At 70.1% G+C, this 19,592-nt stretch carries 16 protein-coding genes; 14 read left to right on the top strand and 2 right to left on the bottom strand.

Going from position 1 to position 19,592, the window contains the following annotated elements; genetic code table 11:
• Positions 1-48 precede the first annotated feature (48 nt).
• The 13 genes from WME76_RS24760 (at position 49) to WME76_RS24700 (ending at position 14,685) form a co-directional block, all read left to right on the top strand.
• A complete protein-coding gene (locus WME76_RS24760) occupies positions 49-3,165 on the top strand; it encodes a DUF2169 domain-containing protein (RefSeq protein ID WP_437954752.1) in 3,117 nt (1,038 codons plus the stop codon).
• On the top strand, positions 3,158-4,249 hold the full coding sequence (locus WME76_RS24755) for a pentapeptide repeat-containing protein (protein ID WP_437954751.1): 1,092 nt from the start codon (positions 3,158-3,160) through the stop codon (positions 4,247-4,249). The genes WME76_RS24760 and WME76_RS24755 overlap by 8 nt, the downstream gene beginning before the upstream one ends.
• 7 nt (positions 4,250-4,256) lie before the next feature.
• A complete protein-coding gene (locus WME76_RS24750) occupies positions 4,257-4,907 on the top strand; it encodes a DUF3540 domain-containing protein (RefSeq protein WP_437954750.1) in 651 nt (216 codons plus the stop codon).
• A gap of 6 nt (positions 4,908-4,913) precedes the next feature.
• Complete coding sequence (locus tag WME76_RS24745; protein WP_437954749.1) at positions 4,914-5,288, top strand: DUF4150 domain-containing protein; 375 nt, start codon at positions 4,914-4,916, stop codon at positions 5,286-5,288.
• A gap of 93 nt (positions 5,289-5,381) precedes the next feature.
• A complete protein-coding gene (locus WME76_RS24740) occupies positions 5,382-5,852 on the top strand; it encodes a hypothetical protein (RefSeq protein ID WP_437954748.1) in 471 nt (156 codons plus the stop codon).
• 136 nt (positions 5,853-5,988) lie between these two features.
• Positions 5,989-6,921 (top strand): hypothetical protein, encoded by a 933-nt coding sequence (locus tag WME76_RS24735; protein WP_437954747.1) that lies wholly within the window; start codon positions 5,989-5,991, stop codon positions 6,919-6,921.
• A gap of 154 nt (positions 6,922-7,075) precedes the next feature.
• Entirely contained in the window at positions 7,076-8,008 is a 933-nt protein-coding gene (locus WME76_RS24730) for an Ig-like domain-containing protein (protein WP_437954746.1), read from the top strand.
• Positions 8,009-8,092: 84 nt separating this feature from the next.
• Positions 8,093-8,938 carry a hypothetical protein gene (locus WME76_RS24725; RefSeq protein ID WP_437954745.1) on the top strand — a complete coding sequence of 282 codons (846 nt, stop codon included), beginning with the start codon at positions 8,093-8,095 and terminating at the stop codon, positions 8,936-8,938.
• A 138-nt stretch (positions 8,939-9,076) separates the two neighbouring features.
• Positions 9,077-9,955 (top strand): AraC family transcriptional regulator N-terminal domain-containing protein, encoded by an 879-nt coding sequence (locus tag WME76_RS24720; protein ID WP_437954744.1) that lies wholly within the window; start codon positions 9,077-9,079, stop codon positions 9,953-9,955.
• Positions 9,956-10,036: 81 nt separating this feature from the next.
• Complete coding sequence (locus WME76_RS24715; RefSeq protein WP_437954743.1) at positions 10,037-10,948, top strand: SDR family oxidoreductase; 912 nt, start codon at positions 10,037-10,039, stop codon at positions 10,946-10,948.
• A gap of 442 nt (positions 10,949-11,390) precedes the next feature.
• Complete coding sequence (locus WME76_RS24710) at positions 11,391-12,935, top strand: cellulose binding domain-containing protein (protein WP_437954742.1); 1,545 nt, start codon at positions 11,391-11,393, stop codon at positions 12,933-12,935.
• 102 nt (positions 12,936-13,037) lie between these two features.
• On the top strand, positions 13,038-13,655 hold the full coding sequence (locus WME76_RS24705) for a glutathione peroxidase (protein WP_437954741.1): 618 nt from the start codon (positions 13,038-13,040) through the stop codon (positions 13,653-13,655).
• Positions 13,656-13,734: 79 nt separating this feature from the next.
• On the top strand, positions 13,735-14,685 hold the full coding sequence (locus WME76_RS24700) for a LysR family transcriptional regulator (RefSeq protein WP_437954740.1): 951 nt from the start codon (positions 13,735-13,737) through the stop codon (positions 14,683-14,685).
• Here WME76_RS24700 and WME76_RS24695 read toward each other — a convergent pair.
• A complete protein-coding gene (locus WME76_RS24695; RefSeq protein WP_437954739.1) occupies positions 14,666-14,983 on the bottom strand; it encodes a putative quinol monooxygenase in 318 nt (105 codons plus the stop codon). The genes WME76_RS24700 and WME76_RS24695 overlap by 20 nt on opposite strands.
• A 497-nt stretch (positions 14,984-15,480) precedes the next feature.
• On the opposite strand from WME76_RS24695, the gene WME76_RS24690 reads away from it, so the two are divergent.
• Positions 15,481-17,910, top strand: coding sequence for an alpha-glucuronidase family glycosyl hydrolase (locus WME76_RS24690; RefSeq protein ID WP_437954738.1), 2,430 nt, complete (start codon positions 15,481-15,483; stop codon positions 17,908-17,910).
• Between the two features lie 48 nt (positions 17,911-17,958).
• Here WME76_RS24690 and WME76_RS24685 read toward each other — a convergent pair whose 3' ends face one another.
• Positions 17,959-19,188 (bottom strand): SGNH/GDSL hydrolase family protein, encoded by a 1,230-nt coding sequence (locus WME76_RS24685; RefSeq protein WP_437954737.1) that lies wholly within the window; start codon positions 19,186-19,188, stop codon positions 17,959-17,961.
• Positions 19,189-19,592: the final 404 nt, after the last annotated feature.

The raw sequence follows: 19,592 nt of genomic DNA, 5'->3' as shown, positions 1-19,592 counted from the left end.
GCGCCGAGCCGTGCGCGCCATCGAGCCCGCTCCCCTGAAGGCTGTCGAATGAAAATCGTCAAACCCATGCGCCTCGGGGTGGTGCCGAGGGTCTTCATGGCCCAGCGCACCCCGCACCTCCTGATCACCTCCTTCGCCGGCTTCTCCTATGAAAGGCCGGCCCGGCTGCTCTACGAGCCGACGGTCTGGAACGTGGCGATGGAGGAGCTCGGCAAGGACGGCCTCCTCGACGAGTTCAACCCCAAGACCCGGGGCGAGCTCCTCGTCACGGGCCGCTGCTATCCGCCGGGGCGCGTCGCTCGCCCCGCGAGCTCGGTCCGCGTCCAGCTCGGGGCCATCGACAAGAGCCTCTATGTCATCGGCGACCGGACGTGGGGTCTGCTCGGCATGTCGGACCCGGCGCCCTTCACCGAGATGGCCGTCTCCTGGCGAAACGCCTTTGGCGGAGAGGGCTTCGCCAGGAACCCGCTGGGCAAGGGCCACGGCGACAGGAGCGCAGCGCTCCCCAACATCGAGTCGCCGAGGCACCTGATCCGCGGGCGCGGCGACCGCCCGGCGCCCGCCGGCCTCGACGGGTACGACATCACCTGGCCTCAGCGGTTCTCGAAGATCGGCACCTGCGATGCGGCGTGGCGCGACCAGTGCTTTCCTGGCTTCGCGCGGGACATGGACCCGACGCTGTTCAACATGGCCCCGGACGATCAGCAGATCGACGGCTTCTTCCGGGGCGACGAGACCTTCGTGGTCGAGAACATGCACCCCGACAGGCCTCGGATCGAGGGCGCCCTCCCCGGGATCGCGAGCCGGTGCTTCGTCTGCCTCAAGACGAGCGACGGGGTGGAGATCCGCGAGCCCGCCATGAAGCTCGACACGGTGCGCCTGTTCCCGCACCGCGAGCGGGGGGTCGTCCTCTTCCGCGGCGGCGTCGAGATCGCCGAGGACGACGCGAAGGACGTGGTGGCCGTGCTGGTCGCGTGCGAGGCCATGGGCGCTCCCAGGCCCGCCGCGTATTACCACGAGTACCTGACCCCCCGGCTCGGCCCCCGGAACCCCGATCTCCCGGACGACGAGGACGACGTGCTCATGCCCGAGCCCGAGGATCCGGAGGCGCCGCCGCTGCCCGATGACCAGCTCTCCGGGTTCGCGTCCAAGCTGAGGCGGCAGGGGTTCCTGGGGGGTACTCCGGCTCGAGCGGCCAGGAGCGCTGCCGCGGGCGCGGTCGGCGCCGGCGCCGGCGCCGCCGGCGTCCACGAGGCCGAAGCCGACGAGGACGACGACGTCGGGCTGACAGAGGCCGAGCTCGCCGAGATGGGGATCGACCCCGCGCACCTCGTCGCCGCGGCCGACGAGGACGAGGCAGAGCTCGCCATGGGCCTGCCGGAGGGCGCGGAGGACGAGGAGGAGAGCCTCGCGTGGTCCGATGCAGAGGCGGGTCCGGACCACGAGGCAGACCCGGAGCCGATCGCGCGGTCGGCAGCGGCGACGACCCCGGACGCGGCCGACGACGCCGAGGAGGCCGAGGCGCTTCGCCAGCAGGACGCGCTCTCGGAATGGGCCGAGAAGCGGCTGCGGGACCAGGGCTTCGATTCAGGGGCCTATCTCTCCCAGCAAGGCCCCTTCGAGGACCCCGAGCCCCTCGATGAATCCGAGGATGCCCTGGTCGGCCTGATCGATAGCAAGATCACCGGCCGAGCGTTGAAGATGGATGGAGTGGACGTCGGTGCGCTGCTCGCGGAAGCGCGCCGGAGCGCCGCCGAGCAGCCGGGGAATGTCTCGGTGTCGCAGACGCGCGAGCGCTTGCGACAGGCGATGGAGAGCGAGGGCGTCACACAGGACAAGGCCGAAGAGCTCCTGTCGGCGCTGGACTGGCAAGCGCTCGAGGACGAGACTCGGGCCGCCCAGGCCGATCTCCCCGACGAGGCGCCCGAGGTCGCCCACGCCCAGCCCGAGGAGCCAGCCGGAGGCCCCTTTGCAGAGGACGAGCCCCTGGGCGGTGACTTCGCGGAGGACGAGGCGTGGGGCGGTGACCTCGCGGAGGACGAGGACCCTGCATTCGCGAAGGTACTCGACGAGAAGGCCTCGTTTCGCGCCGAGTGGGGCGAAGAGGGGCGGCTGCTCGCGCACTTCTTGCCGGCCTCGCCGCGCCTCGACAGCGAGGAAGCGCTGCGACTTCGCCACGAGGTCGAGGCCGGACAGAAGGACGGGCGGAGCTTTGCAGGGGCCGACCTCACGGGCGCCGACCTCTCGCATCTCGATCTCGCGGGACTCGACCTCTCGGGCGCCATGCTCGAGTCGGCCTTTCTCACCGGGAGCAGCCTGCGCAAGGCGAACCTCACAGGAGCCATCCTGGCGCACGCGAACCTGGAGGGCGCGGATCTCTCGGAGGCCAAGCTCGATGGGGCCAACCTCGGCTCGGCGTGTCTGCGGGACGTGAAGGCCCTCGGAGGCGTCGCTCTCGGCGAGGCCGTGCTCGTCAAGGCCGACCTCTGGGGAGCGGACCTCACGGGCGCCGACCTCACGGGCGCCGACCTCTCCGAGGCCAACCTCCGCGACACCAACCTGGAGGGCGTCGTCGCAGAGAAGGCGACGTTCCAGAAGGTAGACCTCACGGGAGCGCGCCTCCTCGGCGCGCGGCTCTCGGGGGCCACGTTCAACGAGGTGAACGTGACCGAGGTCGATTTCACCGGCGTCGACCTGAGCTCCGCCACCTTCATCGCCGCCGAGGGCGACGGCGCCATCTTCCGGGACGCCATCGCCAGGGACCTCGCCAGCGTGAAGGGCTCGTCCTTCGCCGGCGCAGACTTCCGCGGTGCGACGCTCACCGGCGCGAACCTGATGGGGACGCGCCTTCGCGGCAGCGACTTCTCGGACGCCGACCTGCGCGGCGCGCTGCTCAACGAGGCTGACCTGACCGAGGCGACGCTGGATCGCGCGATCCTCGTCGACGCCATGCTGACCCGGGTGAACCTCACCGGGGCCTCGCTCTACGCCGCGGACCTGAGGCAGAGCGTCATGAACCACGCGTGCGTCCGGGGGGCCATCTTCGAGAAGGCCAGCCTGTTCGGCGTGTGCGCCGACCGGATGGTCGGAGACGACGAAACGAGCTTCGAGGGCGCCAACGTCGAGCGACTTCGGGTGATACCGCCCCGGAGGCAGCATGGATAGGGAAGCGCTGCGCAAGCTGATCGACGAGGGAGAGGTCCTCTCGGAGCTGGACCTGTCAGGCCGCGACCTGTCGGGCCTCGACCTGTCCGGCGGGATCTTCGAGGATGTCTCCTTCGCCAACGCCAACCTGGCGGGCGTCAAGGTGCGCGAGGCGATCTTCCACCGCTGCGACCTCGCGGGAGCGAACCTGAAGGGGCTGGATTTCCACCTCGGCACCGCCATGGACTGCACGCTCGCGGGGGCCGCGCTCGCCGACGCCTCGCTGGTCGGAGCGAGCTTCTCGCACGTGGACCTCGAGTCGGCCGATCTTACCGGAGCGGACCTCTCGTCGGCCGGCATCGCGCGCGCCAGCCTCAAGAAGACCCGGTTGGTCCGCGCCAACCTGACCGACGCCACCCTGTTTCAGACCGAGAGCGGAGGCGCGGACTTCTCCCGGGCCAACCTGACCAAGGCTGTCTTGTTCCGTCAGGACCTGTCCCAGGCCATCCTCACGGGCACCACCCTCGTGGACGCGATCCTGGTCGAGGTGCGGATGGGGCCCAAGGACTTCCGGCGGATGGACCTCAGCAGGGCGCAGCTCACCAACGCCGACCTGCGCGGCTGCGACCTCTCCGGGGCGACGCTGACGCAATGCAGCTTCAAGGGGGCCGACCTGACCGGGGCTCGGCTGGACGGGGCCATCGCCCACACGGCCGTCTTCGTCGAGGCGAATCTGATGAACGCGAGCCTCGCCCAGGCCGACCTGAGCCAGGCGCTCTTCGTCGATGCGCGCGCGGGCGCCGCGAACTTCTCGGGCGCGCGGCTCGAGATGAGCGTGTGGCACCGAGCGAGCTGCCCGGGGACCCGCTTCTGCCGGGCGGACCTGAGCCACGCAGACCTCTCCCACGCCGACGTGTCCTTCGCCGACTTCTCCGAGGCGACGCTGGCGCGCGCGCGGCTGCACCGCGTGACCGACAAGGGCACGATCTGGCCGCCGAGCAAGGCGCTGGCGCACGGCGACGACCAGGAACTCAAGGAAGCAGAAGACTGGCAGGCCAACGTTCTCGGGAGGCCTGCCGGCGGTCAACGCACCCCCCACGCATGAGGAGACGATGCAGAGCGTAGCAAGGACGATGCGGTACGAGCGGGGAGCCCACGGTGACCACGGCGCCGTGCTCCGCGCCGATGGCTCCACGTACATTGTCGAGACCGAGGACGGCGAGGTCCGCGCGAGGCGCGCCACGAGCTGCCTGCTGGAGCCCGCCGCCGGGGATCTGGTGCTCCTCGCCGTCGTGAATGGCGCGCGGTACATCCTCGCCGTCCTCGAGCGGGAGGAAGGCGCGCCCTCGCACCTCGTCTCCGAAGGGGATCTCCAGATCCGTCTGCAGCGCGGCTCGCTGGGCCTCTCGGCGCCGGACGGCGTGCACGTGGCGTCCGGCAAGGACCTCTCGATGGCCGCGTCGACCTTCCGTGTCCAGGCGAAGGAGGGGCACGTCGCGCTGGGGCTGTTCTCGTTCGTCAGCGAGATGGTTCGCGGGGAGGTCGACCGGGCCAGGCTGATCGGCCGGAGCCTCGACGCGCAGCTCGAACGGCTGCACCAGAGGGTGAAGCGCGCCTACCGCATCGTGGAAGAGGCGGATCACGTGCGCGCCGAGCGCATCGACTATGCGGCCAAGGGCGGCCTCGCCCTGCACGGCGAGAACGCCAAGATCACCGCGTCGCACGTCGTGAAGATCGACGGCGACCAGATCCAGGTAGGGTGACCGGACATGTGCTTTGCCATCACCTCGGGCGGCGGGATCGACTTCGGCGTCCCGGACGTCTGCCTGCCGGGGCCTGTCCCGTACCCCAACACGGCGTCTCGACCCATGGGGACGTCCGTCGCAACCAAGGTGATCCTGGGGAGGGGCGCCGCCCATACCCTGGCGACCATCGTCCCCATCTCCATGGGCGATAACCCGGGGATCCTGGGCGGCGTGGTCTCCCGTCGCAACATGGGCCCCTCGCGGCGCCTCGTCCCCTATCCCAAGCTGCTGCTCCAGAACAAGCCGGCGGTGCGGCTCGGCGCCACGGGCATCCAGAACCAGATCAACATCAACGGGACGAACATCGTCCCGGGCCAGGTCAAGGTCCTGCTCCTCTGAGGTCCGCTCGGTCCTCGGCGCGATCCGCCGCGAGAGCCGTCCGCGAGGGCGACCCCGACCCCTGCGCTGTTCTGCCCGGTGAGGGACACAAGCATGGCCATCAATGAGCACGCCCGCATCCGGCTGGCGATCATCCAGAAGAAATACGGCAAGCGCCTGGCCCAGGGCGCGAGCGGCGCTGACCTGCCCGACCGGCGCGCGCGGTTCAACGCAGATTTCCAGCGGATCCTGGCCGACATCATCGCGCCCACGTGCGAGGCCATCGGCAGCGAGCTCGCCGCGTCGGGCCATTCGTGCCGGCTCGAGCAGGACGTGGGCGAACAGACCCCGAGCCTCGAGTTTCACATCCTGCTCCAGGGCGTGCCGGCCGACGCCAACAACCTGATCCGCCTCTTCTCCAGGGCCGATGCCGAGGGCGATGGAGAGGTGATCGCCGAGGTCAACGTGGGCCAGACGTTGACCGAGCTCACGCGGTTCCGGGTGCTGTCTCGGATCACCCAGGAGGTGGCGGAGCAGATGTGCGTGGACGCCATCGAGCACGTCTTCGCCTGCAACGCTCGCTGAGCCCCTGGCGGAGCGAGCGCGAGCTACTTCATTCGATGCCATCAGATTTTTCCATGCCTTCCCCCTGAGCGGACGTCCGCCCAGCCAGCGATCGAGCAGCTTGGACGCTGGCATGAGCTCCTGTACGATCGCGCGCATGCGTGGAAGGTGCGTGTCGGTCGCGGTACTCGCGTGGGCCCTGGCTGCCTGTTCGGAGTCGCCGCCCGACGACGGCGCGGGCGGCGGCGGCACGGGTCCAGCCGGCAGCGGCGGCGCCGGGAGCACCGCGGAGACCAGCTCGAGCGCGGCGGAGGGCACGGCCTCCAGCGCCGCGACGGGCGCCGGGACAGGTGGGGGCGGAGGGGCACCCGAGGGCGCGTGCGCCAGCGTCTCGGAGGTGCCGACGGAGCTGGGACTCGACCCTTTCTACAAGAAGTACGTCGACGCCTCCGGGATCCCCGTCGTCAGCTCGGAGGGGCCGCCGGACGCGGCGCTGCTGCGCGCGTGCTCGGTCGTCGTCCGCATGCTCGGCCTGCGCGACGACGTGCGTCAGGCGATGATCGCGAACCACACGCGCGTCGCCGTGATGGCGGAGACGGAGGTGACGAGCGACATCCCCGAGCACAGCGACCTCTATGAAGCGTTCCCGGGGACGGACTGGGACACGCGGGCCCGCGGCCTCGGCGCGACCCCCGCCCGCCCGGCGAGCTCCTGCGCCGAGGAGAACGTCCTGTGTTATCCGAGCGATCCGTACAGGGGCGAGGACATCCTCGTGCACGAGTTCTCGCACGCGATCGCGATCATGGGCATCGCCTTCGCCGAGCCGGCCTTCAACCAGGAGCTCGCCGACGTGTTCGAGGGCGCGATCCAGGCTGGAAAGTGGGCGAACACCTACGCCGCGACGAACAAGGACGAGTACTGGGCCGAAGGGGTCCAGGACTGGTTCGATACCAACATCGAATCGATCCCGGGGAACGGGATCCACAACGAGATCAACACCCGCGCGGAGCTGCGCGCGTATGATCGCCCGCTCCACGATCTCATCGCCAGGTACTTCGCCGACGACGCGTGGCGACCGAGCTGCCCCTGAGGCGCAGACATCGAGGGAGAAGGAAGAGCAGGGCCGGACCAGGACATCCTCCCCGCGGGCGCATCCCGGCGCGGCACAGCGTGGCACAGCGGTGCATTCCCCGCCGATTCTGGAGCAACACAGGCTGGCATCCAGCTTGCTGGGAGCGCCTGCCATGCGCCACCTCCTTCTTCGTCGCTGTGTACCTGGCCTCGTGGCCGGGGCAGCGGCCCTGTCCACCCTCACATGGACGACCGAGCCGGCCGCGTGCGGCGAGACGGCTCCTGAGGTCACCGCGCTCTCGCCGGGCGACGGCGCCGTCGACGTGCCGCTGAACGCGGCGCTGTTCGCCGGCTCGAACCTGGGTCGGGTCGCCTTCACGCTGCGTGAAGCGCAGAGCGGCGAGGTCGTGCCGCTCTCCGTGTCGTGCAACGGATTCTACGACGGGAACCTCTGCGCCGCGCACGCAGGGCCCCTCGCGGAGAACACGACGTACGAGTGGACTGCCGTCATGGTGGAAGAGCTGGACCCGAACCCCGGCGCTCCGGTGTGGCGCCAGTTCACGACGGGCACGGCGCACGACGAGCGGACGCCGCTGTCCCTCGACCTCTCGCTCAGCGTGCTGGAGCGCGGTGAGAGCGCCCCCTCCGACTGTGGCCCCGGCGGCCCCTGGACGAAGGTGCGTATCTCCTTCTCGGTGGATGAGCCGGTGCTCTTTGACCTCGCGTCGTCGCAGAGGATGCCGGTCCCGGTGCCCGAAGGGCGCTCGGAGGTCGAGATCACGGTGCCGAGCGACTCCTTCTGCCTCGCGCCCCGGATGCTCGATGTCGCCGGCAACGAGTGGGTCATGCAGACCGCGTGTGTCTCCGCGGACGACAGCCCGGCTCAGCCGACCGACCCGGCTCCGCCCGACGAGACGGACCCGCCTGCGGAGGACACCGCGACCCCGGGACCCGATCCGGTGTCCGTGCCGCCGGAGCCCGGCGCGGCCGGGGGCTGCAGCGTTGGCCAGGCGGGCCGGACGCGCGACCTCGGCGCGGCCTCCCTGCTGTCCCTGGCGGTGCTCGCCCTGGTCTTCCGACGAGATCGCCGATCCGAGCCGGCGTGAGCCGAGAGGCGACGCCGCGCTGGTCTTCTCTGTTGCTCCCGCGCGGCGGTGGACCGCGCCCGCGCGCCGGTGGTAGGAGGAGACATGGCGAAGAGGCGCGCAGCATGGATGTGGGCGGCGTGGACGCTCACGGCCGGCGGGTGCACCGCGCTCGCGGGGCTGGACGACAGCTACCACCTGGTGGAGGGCGCGGGCGGCGCGCCCGACGCGACGGGCGATCCGTCCTCGGCCTTGTCCGCCGGCGGCGCGGGCGGCGCGGGCGGCGCGGGGACCGGCGGCGACGTGCCCGACCCCGTGGACGTCGATTTGATCGACGACATGGAAGACGGCGACGCCGCCATCGAAGAGGTCGGCGGCAGGGTCGGCTACTGGTACAGCTACAATGACGGGACGGGCACGCAGACTCCCCCGGTCTACTCGGAGGACATGCCCGTCGGGTTCATCCCGGAGGAGCTCACGCCGCCGCGCGGCGAGAGCACGAGGGCGGTGCACACGTTCGGGTCCGGCTTCACGGAGTGGGGCGCCGGGGTCGGCTTCGCGCTGAACGGCCCTGACATGGGCCTGTTCGCCTACGACGCGTCGGCGTACAGCGGTATCAAGCTCTGGGCCAAGCTCGGCGACGCGGGCGCGGTGACGACCATGAAGGTCAACATCTCGGACAAGGTCTCGGAGCCCGCGGGCGGGATCTGCGATGAATCGGCGGGAGAGGGCGAGCCCAACCGGTGCTTCGATCACTGGTTCTACACCGCGCCCCTCGGCGCGGAGTGGGCCGAGGTCGTGATCCCCTTCGAGGAGCTCACGCGTGAAGGAATTGGCGCCGAGCCCACCGCCGAGGCCGCCGACGTCGCAGGGCTCTACACGATCGAGTTCCGGTTCGCGGCGGACGAGGACTTCGACGTCTACATCGACGACATCAGCTTCTACAGGTGATTGCAGCCAGCCGGCGCGCCAGGTCTCGGTTTTGGTGAGCAGCGCGTCGCGGTGTACACTGGCACCATGCTGCAACGATCCAGGGCTCGGCTCCCGCCCGGTCCCAGGGGGCCGCATGACGCAAGGCTCCATCGTGCGGTGCCGGCCGGCGAACGCGCGGCGCTCATCGCCAGCCAGGCCGAAGCCGAAGGATGCACGGACGCGGCGTTCCCGGGCCTGCGATTCGTCCGCGTGTCGCGCCCTTCGATCTGTCCGATCCTGCATGCCCTCGGTCCGACGCTCACGGTGGTCGGTCAAGGCAGGACGACCGCGCGATTCGACGCTGTCGAGCTCGAGGTCGACGCCTCGCGCTATGCCATCATCGCGAGGGAGGTGGTCTTCGAAGAAGCGGTGATGGAGGCCGACAGCACCTCTCCTTACCTCGCCATGAGCCTCGAGATTCCGCCGGACGCGATCGCCAGGGTGCTGCTCGCGCTGGCCGACGTGAGCGCCGAGCCTGTGGCCGAGGCGGCGCTGGCCTTCGTCTCGGACCTCGACGCGCCGATCGAGGACGCCATCGTCCGGCTGCTCCGCGCGATCCGCGACCCGGTGGAGCGCCGGATCGTCGCTCCCTTGGCGCTCGAAGAGCTCGTCTTTCGTCTGCTCCGCTCGGAGGCCGCCGCCATGGTCCGGAGCGCCGTGGGGCGCGATCGCGACGCGGACAAGGTCCACGCGGCGATGCGCTTCCTCCGCGCGAACGTCGAGCGGCCGCTGTCCGTGGAGGACGTGGCGCGGCACGTCGCCATGAGCCCTTCGCACTTCGCCCATCGATTCCGCGCCGTCGCGCGCGTCTCCCCGATGCGCTACCTGAAGCAGCTGCGCCTGCAGCACGCGCGGGCCCTCCTGCTCTCTGGCCTGCGCGCGAGCGAAGCCGCGCAGCGCGCCGGGTACGAGAGCGCCTCGCACTTCAGCCGCGACTTCAAGCGCTGCTTCGGCGCCGCGCCGGGCGACTACGCGGAGCGCTTCCGGAAGCAGTAGGGCGCCGGATCGCAGGATCTGGCAAGAGAACCGCAGCTCTCGCCGTCGCCGCACCCCCGGCGCGACCATAGACTCTCCACCATGATCATCCTCACTGGCGCCACGGGGCACCTCGGCTCCTCTGTCCTCGAGCACATCCTCGAGCTGGTCCCGCCCTCCGAGATCATCGTCTCCTTGCACAACCGCCGGGCTCGCGAAGAGATCGAGAAGGCAGGAGTGCAGGTGAGGTCGGGGGACTATACGGACCCAGGATCCCTGGAGGACGCGTTCCGTGGCGGAGACAAGCTGCTGATCGTCTCTCATCCGTCCTTCTCCGACGATCTGCGGGTCACGTCGCACAAGAACGCGATCGACGCCGCGGTGAAGGCGGGGGTGAGGCACATCTACTACACCTCTCTCGCCTTCGGACAGGAGAGCGAGGCGGCCGTGATGCGAGCGCACCTCGACACGGAGGCGTACCTGAGATCGCGCGGGGTCACCTACACGATCATTCGAGAAGGCGTCTACATGGAGAGCTACCCCGTGTTCCTCGGGTTCTTCGGCGCCGGGGACGACGAGGTGATCGTGCCGGGCGACGGGGGCGTCGCCTGGGCTGCGCGGGACGACCTCGGAGAAGCGACGGCGAGGATCATCGCGGGCGGCGGATACGACGACGAGACGATCCTCCTCGCTGGGCCAAGGGCCTACACGCTGAAGCAGACGACCGCGCTCATCTCGTCGATCCTCGGCCGCGAGATACGCTTCTCGGTGGTGAGCCAGGACGAGTTCGTGCGGCGAAACAGCGCGACGGGAGATGTAGCGAGGTTCTGGGCGTCCACCTATCCGGCGCTGGAGGCGGGCGAGGCGTCCATCGTGGATCCGCTCCTTGGGGCGGTCCTCGGGCGACCGCCCGTCTCCTTCGAGTCGAGGTTGAGGGAGCTGCTCGAGAACGAAGCGGAGCCGCGGAAGGAGATCTCGAGCTGGCTCGACAACGGACGAGGACGAGCGCGCTGAGCGCCATCCGTTCCCGTCGTGCCTACCCGCCGGCGAGCGGGCAATCCGTCATGGTTTCCCTCTCGTTCAGTTCTTCGGAGACGCCGACTTGAGCGTCGCGTCGAACAGCGCGAGCAACGTCTCACCATCGCCCTGACCGGCGCCATGCGCAGCGCTCTGGATCTCGGCCGCGGCCCGCTCCCCTACGCGGGGGCCGAGGACATCGTCGTCGTGGCGTTCAGCCCCTGAGGAGCGTCCCGCCGGGCGGTGGGCCCGGGTCGACCATGGTGGGTGTCGTGGTTACATAAACCTCCGGACCAACGCAGCGCGTGATCAAAAGCCCATTTCCCGGGCATGTGGTACTACGCGCGGAGCTACGCGCGTGAAACGCTGACGTAAGCATCTTACTTGACCATCTTGCTGACTACCTTGCGGCTCATCTGGCCGCTCCAAGGAGAAAATTATGCGTCTTAGCAGCTTGCTGAGCTACGGCTCGGTCTCGATCGCGTGCAGCCTGCTCGCCTGCAGCGGCGGCGACTACAGCGACGACGAGATCGCAGCGCTGGAGGGCGACCTCAGCGGCGACGCCGCGATGTCGGCGGTGATCGAAGTCCAGTCGCAGTGGCCGACGGGGTACTGCGTGAACGTCGTCGTGACGAACGGCTCCACCCCGGTCACCGGCTGGAACATGGTCGTCGCGCTCAACGGCTCCACGCTACAAAGCGCGTGGAGCGCGAAAGCCAGCGCGTCGGGCGGGCAGCTCACCGCCTCCAACGTGGACTACAACGGCTCACTGCCCGCGGGGGGGAAGGCGAACTGGGGCTTCTGCGGGAACGGCACCGGCAGGCCATCGGTCGTGTCCATCAGCGGCAACGGGGCCGGGAGCTCGACCTCGACGAGCGCGAGCAGCAGCAGCGCATCCAGCAGCAGCAGCAGCAGCAGCAGCAGCAGCGCATCGAGCAGCAGCAGCGCATCGAGCAGCAGCTCCTCGGCCAGCTCCGGCACCGGCGGCGCCGGGGGCAGCGGCGGCGCCGGCGGCTCGGGCGGCGCCGGGGGCGGCGGCGGCGCAGGCGGCGGTACCGCGGGCGGGCCCTCGGGGCTCCCGGTCCCGCCTGGCGGCGGCGTACCCAGGCCGTCGGGCGCGCCAGGGAACCTGGTCGTGCTGAACTGGGCGGGGTTCCAGGGCGCCGTCTCGTACACCTTCGACGACTCGAACTCGAGCCAGATCAACAACTACGACGCGCTGAACGCGCTCGACGTGCCGTTCACCTTCTACCTCCAGACCGGCAAGAGCGAATCGAACAATGCTGTGTGGCAGAGGGCGGTCGCGGACGGGCACGAGCTCGGCAACCACACGAAGAGCCACTCGAGCAACGACAGCGGCGCCGACACGGACGCCGCGACGCAGTTCATCGAGAGCAAGTTCGGCGTCGACGTGTGGACGATGGCGGCCCCGAACGGCTCGTCGGTGTACTCGAACATCGCCCGGACGCGCTTCCTCATCAATCGCGGCGTGGCCAACAACCTGATCGGCCCCAACGACTCGACCGATCCGTTCAACCTGCCCTGCTACATCCCCCCGACCGGCGCCTCCACGTCGGCGCTGGACCAGCAGGTCACGAGCGCGCGGTCCGCCGGGAAGTGGCGCACCGTCCTGGTGCACGGCTTCACCGGCGGCAGCGACGGCGCCTATCAGCCCATCCAGCTCAGCGCCTTCCTCGATCACGTCAAGCACACCAAGGATCTCCGCGACGTGTGGATCGACAGCGTGGTCAACGTCGGCGCCTACTGGCGCGGCCAGAAGGCGCTCTCCTCGGTCTCGCCGACGACGTCCGGCAGCGACAGGACGTGGCGGTGGACGCTGCCGGCCAACTTCCCGCCGGGCAAGTACCTGCGGGTCAAGGTGGACGGCGGGACGCTCAAGCAGGGCGGCCGCACGCTCCAGTGGGACGACCACGGCTACTACGAGATCGCGCTCGACGCGGGCTCGGTCACCCTGTCGCCGTAGCCGCTCGCGCCCCCTCGGCGCGCCGCGCCGCGCCGCCGCTCCGGCGCGCGCGGCGCGCGTTCCTGCTCGACGCGGCCCGGACGCGGGTCTATCCACGCCGTCATGAAAAGCTCGCCGCGCGCGCTCCGGTGCGGACTCGCCCTGACCACCTCGCTCGCGCTCGCCTGCGTGTCGGGCTGTGGGAAGGACGTCCAGCAGCCCTCGCCGGAGGGCGCGCCCGGCGCTGCTCAGGAAGGAAAGGCCATGTCGATCCACGACGTCACCGTGAAGACCATCGACGGACAGGACCGCTCCCTCGGCGAGTACCGGGGCAAGGTGCTGCTCGTGGTGAACACCGCATCGGAGTGCGGCTACACGCCGCAGTACGCCGGGCTCGAGGCGCTCCACGATCGGCTGAAGGATCGTGGCTTCTCCGTGCTCGGATTCCCCTCGAACGACTTCGGCGCGCAGGAGCCGGGGACCGACGCCGAGATCGCCGCCTTCTGCTCCACGAAGTTCGGCGTCAGCTTTCCCATGTTCTCGAAGATCCCGGTCAAGGGGGGCAGCAAGCACCCGCTCTATGCCTTCCTCACGCAGGCCGCGCCCGCCGGAGAGGTGAAGTGGAACTTCACCAAGTTCCTGATCGGCAAGGACGGGTCGGTGATCGGGCGGTTCGAGTCGTCCGTGACGCCGGACGACCCGCAGCTCACGCAGGCGATCGACAAGGCGCTCGGCGGCTGAGCCCCGGCGTCGGCGCGCGTCCTCGCCCGGGCGAGCGCCCGCTGGCGCGCGCACCGGCGTCGGGCGAAGATGCGCGTCCATGGAGATCTACCAGGTCCGCTATTTCCTGGCGGTCACCGAGACGCGCAGCTTCACCCGCGCGGCAGAGCGCTGCGCGGTCTCGCAGCCCGCGCTCACCGCGGCGATCAAGAAGCTGGAGGAGGAGCTGGGCGGCGCGCTCCTCCTGCGCGAGCGCGGCGGCGCGAAGCTGACGGCGCTCGGGCAGCACGTGCTGCCTCGGTTCCAGCGGCTCCAGGACGAGACGCAGGCCGTGCAGGTGATCGCGGACAACCATCGACGGCTCAAGCAGGTCCCGCTCCGTGTCGGCGTGCTGTGCACCATCGGGCCGGCGCGCCTCGCGCGGGCGCTCGCGGCGTTCCGCGGCGAGGCGCCGGGCGTGGAGCTGGAGATCTCGGTGGCCGCGCAGGCCGAGATCCTGAGGCGCCTGGAGGAGGCCGAGGTCGACGTCGTCGTCACGAACCCCGGAGGCGCCATCCCGGCGTGGTGCGTCGTCGCCCCGCTCTACGACGAGCGGTATGTCGTCGTCCTGCCGCCCGGACATCGCCTGGAGGCCAGCGAGGCGCTCCGGCTCGAGGATCTGCGGGGAGAGCCGTACCTCGACCGGCTCGCGTGCGAGATGCGCGAGTCGGTGACGGCCGCGTGCGCGGCCCGCGACGTCGAGCTGTATGCGGCGTACCGGACCGAGCGCGAGGACTGGGTCCAGAGCCTCGTCCACGCGGGCCTGGGCTTCGCCTTCATGCCGGAGCACTCGGTGCTGCTCTCCGAGGCCTGCCAGCGGCCGCTCGTCGACCCGGCGCTCCAGCGCACGATCGCGCTGGTCCGCTCGGGGGATCGCACGCCGACGTCGGCGCTCCAGCGCTTCTGGGACACGCTGCTCGCGCGCGCCGCCCGCGTCGGGCCGCGGGAGGGCGGCGGCGCCCAGCAGCCAAAGCGCCCTCTCGGGAGCGGCGTCAGGGCTTCGCGGCGATGATGTCGACGCGCTCGATGACGGGCGCGGTCGCGAGCAGCTCGGGCGCCTTCGCCATCAGCGCGGCCGCGATCGGGCCCTGGAGGTGCGCCTCGCGGCCGTCCTCGTCGGCGAAGGTGTCGAAGACACCGAACGTCGACGGGCCGATCCGCAGGGCGAACCAGTGAACGGTCCGCTGCTCCTCGACGGCGAGGCCGATGGCGCTGCGGAGGAAGGCCTCGACCTCGGCCGCCTTGCCGGGCTTGGCCTCGATCCGGACCAGGAGAGAGCGGGTCACAGCAGGAACATGGGGGGTCGTCATGAGCGTCTCCAGGGTTCGGCGGCGCGCTGCGCGCCGCGCTCGATGAGGAGGGTTGTGACGACGAAACGGCCGCTTCGCCCATCGATGTTCCTGATGGATCCATCCGCGGCGTCGATGGACGGACTCGCGGCATCCGTCTTCCCCGCTCCGGTGGGCACCCCCGACGCGGCCATGAGGCAGGCATGGGCGGCAGGCCACGGCAGCGCCCCCGGACGGCCGACGACCGCGCGCGCGCACCCGCGCGGCGGCGCGCCTCGGGCTGCGCCGCGCGCGGGGCGTGATCACTCCGGCGCGCTCCGGGAATTTATCGGGGCCGCGCAGCAGCGGCCTTCGTGTATAAAGGCCGTGGCAGCTCGCTCGTCACGGTCTTTGAGCTGGTCTTTTCACTCTTGCTCTCCTGGGTACCTCCACTGGAAAGGCTGATGCAGATGGCGCCTCCTTCGCACAATGAGAATTCAAGTCGCTCAGCCCGACCGCTCACCCGACGGTCCCGGTCGATGACGTTCCTGAGGGGGCCGCTCCTGCTCGCCGGGCTCCTGAGCGTCGCGCTGGCGAGCGCCTGTTCCTCGAGCGGCACCGGTGAGCCGAGCGAGACGACAGGCAGCGGGGGCAGCCCGAGCGGCACCGGCGGCGGCGCCTCGGTGGGCGGAGGCGACGGCGCCGGAGGCTCGGGCGCGGGCACCGCTGGGAGCGGCGGCGGCGCGGGCACGGGAGGATCGACCGGGAGCACGGGCGGGATGTCGGGCTCCGACGAGGAGTACCCCCTGCCGGATTCCCTGGCGGACGAGACCGGCGCAGACCTCTGGCTCAGGTACCCGCAGGTGCCGATTCCGGGGCGCCTCGCGGAGTACCAGGCCGCCTTCAAGCGCGTGATCAAGTCGGGGAGCGGCGCGAGCCTCGACATCGCCGAGGACGAGCTCGTCGAGGGCCTGAGCGGCTTGACCGGCGGAACGGTCGAGACAGGCGCGGCGGTCGAGGGGCCGGGCGCCGTGGTGATCGGGACGGCCACCGCGGACATCATCAAGGGCCTGCCGCTCGCGGCGCGCCTCGGCGCCCTGGGCCCGGATGGCTACCTCGTCGAGACCGCCGACGTGGGCGGCCAACCGGTGATCGCGGTGGCGGGCAACACGGAGGTCGGCGTGCTCTATGGCACCTTCGCGCTCCTCCGGCACCTCCAGAGCCACAGCACCCTCGAGGGGCTGTCGATCTCCGGATCTCCGAAGATCAAGAACCGCATCCTGAACCACTGGGACAACCTCGATCGCAGCGTGGAGCGCGGCTACGCGGGGCGCTCCATCTGGGACTGGAGCGCGCTGCCGGGCACCCTGTCGCCTCGCTACAAGGACTATGCGAGGGCCAACGCCTCCATCGGCATCAACGGGACCGTGCTCACGAACGTGAACGCCAACGCGCAGGTCCTGACGCCGTCGTACCTCGTGAAGGTCAAGGCGCTGGCCGATGTCTTCCGCCCTTATGGCATCAAGGTCTACCTCACGGCCCGCTTCAGCGCGCCGATCGAGATCGGCAACCTGAGCACGGCCGATCCGACCAACGCCAGCGTCAAGCAATGGTGGGCGAGCAAGGTCGACGAGATCTACCGGCAGATCCCCGATTTCGGCGGCTTCCTGGTGAAGGCGAACTCCGAGGGGCAGCCGGGGCCGCACGACTACAACCGGACCCACGCCGACGGCGCCAACATGCTCGCCGACGCCCTCGCGCCCCACAAGGGCATCGTGATGTGGCGCGCCTTCGTCTACTCGGACGACAACCCGCCGGATCGCATCAAGCAGGCCTACGAGCAGTTCAAGCCGCTGGACGGCAAGTTCAAGGACAACGTCCTCGTGCAGGCCAAGAACGGCCCGCTCGACTTCCAGCCTCGGGAGCCGTTCCATCCGCTGTTCGGGGCCATGCCCGAGACGCCCCTGGCGCTCGAGCTCCAGATCACGAAGGAGTACCTCGGCGAGGACACGCACCTCGCCTACGTCGGCCCGCTCTACGAGGAGGTCCTCAAGGCGGACACCTACGCGGACGGCGAGGGCTCGACCGTGGCGCGGGTCATCGACGGCACGCTCCATGGCCATGAGACCACCGCGATCGCGGGCGTCTCCAACGTCGGCGACGACGCGAACTGGACCGGGTCCCACATGAACCAGGCGAACTGGTACGTGTTCGGCCGCCTGGCGTGGAACCCGGACCTCTCCTCGGAGGCGATCGCCGAGGAGTGGGTCCGCCAGACCTTCTCGAACGACCCCCTCGTCGTCACGCCGGTGGTCCAGATGATGATGAGCTCCCACCAGGCGCTCGTCGACTACATGACGCCGCTCGGCCTGGTCCACATCATGGGCACCGACCATCACTACGGGCCGGCGCCGTGGGTGAGCGACCTGAGCCGCGCCGAGTGGAACCCGGTCTACTATCACAAGGCGGACGCGCGGGGCATCGGCTTCAACCGCACGTCGTCGGGCAGCAACGCCGTTGCCCAGTACTTCGCGCCGCTCGCGCAGGAGTTCGGGAGTCGGGATACGGTGCCGGACGATTTCCTTCTCTTCTTCCACCACGTCGGCTGGCAAGACGAGCTGAGCTCGGGGAGGACGGTCTGGGAGGAGCTCGTCCACCGTTACAGCCGCGGCGTCGATGAGGTGGGCGTCCTGCGAAAAGCATGGGAGTCCGTCGAGGGCCGCGTCGACGGCAAGCGCTTCGCTGACGTGAGCGAGTTCCTGGAGATCCAGCACCACGAGGCGCGCTGGTGGCGCGACGCCTGCCTCACCTACTTCGGCCAGGTCGGGAGCCTGCAGGTGCCGAGCGGCTACGCCCCCCCGGCGAACGCGCTGAGCTTCTACCAGGGGCTCCGCTGCCCCTCCGACGCAAAGAAGCCCCGCTGCTCGCAGGTCTACACGGGGGATCCGTCACCGGCCATCCTCCCGTAGCGCGGCCGGCCGGCTCGGCCCGGCCGGCGCGCGCTGGGACCGGATAGGCTAGGGGGAAGTCGCCTTGACGGCGGCGTCGACGATCGCGTCCAGGTTCACCGCGTCCGCCATCGCCTTGTATCCCGCGTCGTTCGGGTGCAGCTTGTCCGCGTCGTAGGCCGGGAGCAGGCGGCTCGGGTTGGCCGGGTCGCGCAGCGCCTTGTCGAAGTCGATCACGCCGTCGAAGGCGCCGCTGGTGCGGATCCAGGTGTTCAGCTTCTGCCGCTCCTGCTCGCCCTTGGCCGTTCCATAGTCGCCCTTGTAGGTCCCTGTCGATCCGGCGAAGGGCACCAGGGTGCCGCCATAGATCTTCAGCCCGGCAGCGCGGGCAGCCTGGATGATCTGCTGGTAGACAGGGATCAGATCCGTGGCCTTGGCGGAGCGGTCGCCGATGTCGTTGATGCCCGCCAGCAGGATGACCGCGCGCGCGCCGGGCTGGGTCAGCACATCGCGCGCGAGGCGGGCCGGAACGGGGTACCCGAACTGGAGCTGGGGACGGACGGTGAGCAGCTCGTTCCCGATGATCCCGGCGTTGACCACGGAGAGGGTCGGGCCCTTCCGGCTGGCCAGGCGCTCCGCGAGGAAGTCGGGGTAGCGCTGGTTTTTGTTCTTGGTCGAGAGGTATCCGTCGGTGATCGAGTCGCCGAGCGCGATCAGGGTGCCGACGACGTTCGGCGCGGCCTTGACGTCGACGCCCGAGAGGAACATCCAGCACGAGAGCTTCTGCGTGAACTGCTTGTCGGCGCCGGCCCCGGTCTGGTTGCCCGCGGCGAGGAAGCTGTCCTGCGCCGCGAAAAAGTGCTGTGTGGCCGGCCCTGTCTTGGCCGGGAGGTGGACGTTGACGGCCAGCGTCTGGAGCGCCTGGACCTTCAGGGGCACGGGGTCGCTCAGCGCCTCGGCGCCTGCGGCGATGACGATCGAGGGCTGACCCGCGAAGCGCAGCGCGTGCGTGGTCCCGGCGGTCGCGGCGGCTCCGTCCTTCGAGAGCGCGACAGACGCCGCGCCGACCTTGAGCGGCTCGGCGCCGCCGGCGTTGGAGATCCGCACGCGCACCGAGCTGCCGCCGGCGCTCAGGCGGACGATGTTCCGGACCGTCTGGCCGGTCAGGCCGACATCCGACGGGCACTCCTGCGCGTTGAACGTGCCGCCCGGCGTCGGGCTGGCGTGCCACGCGGCGACCCAGCGGCCGTCGGTCGCCGGATCGGCGGCCAGCGCGGGGCGAACCCAGGCACAGGCCATCAGCGCGAACACCGCGGCGGTGAGGGAAAATCGTGGTAGGCGACCGGTCTTCGGCCCTGGCGACGTGGCCAGGAAGCGCGAGGGGTCGCGGTGCTCCGAGGTGACTTCGTGAGGTCTGTGTCGATTGGACATCGGTTCTCTCCCGACTGTTCGCGTGGGACGCGGAAAGCTTCTCTGACTCCTTGGGGGGCTGCTCGCTCGTCTCGCCCGAGGTCATCCTCGAATCCGCACGAGCTGAGTCGAAGCTGGCGCTGCAGGCGCTTTCAGGGGGGCAGGATGCCAGCGCGCGGAGAGGGAAATGCAAACGTAAGGAGACGTCAAGCCCGAGCTGCGCGAGCGGCCCCGGACCGACAGCAACTTTCTCTACGATCGGGGCCTCGCCTGGAAAAATAGCGCCATGTTGA

It is taken from the genome of Sorangium sp. So ce119 (genome assembly GCF_051524405.1).
Classification (GTDB): Bacteria; Myxococcota_A; Polyangia; order Polyangiales; family Polyangiaceae; genus Sorangium; species Sorangium cellulosum_G.
Note: the sequence above shows the minus strand (reverse complement) of the source record. Positions and strands in the feature narration are given on the sequence as shown.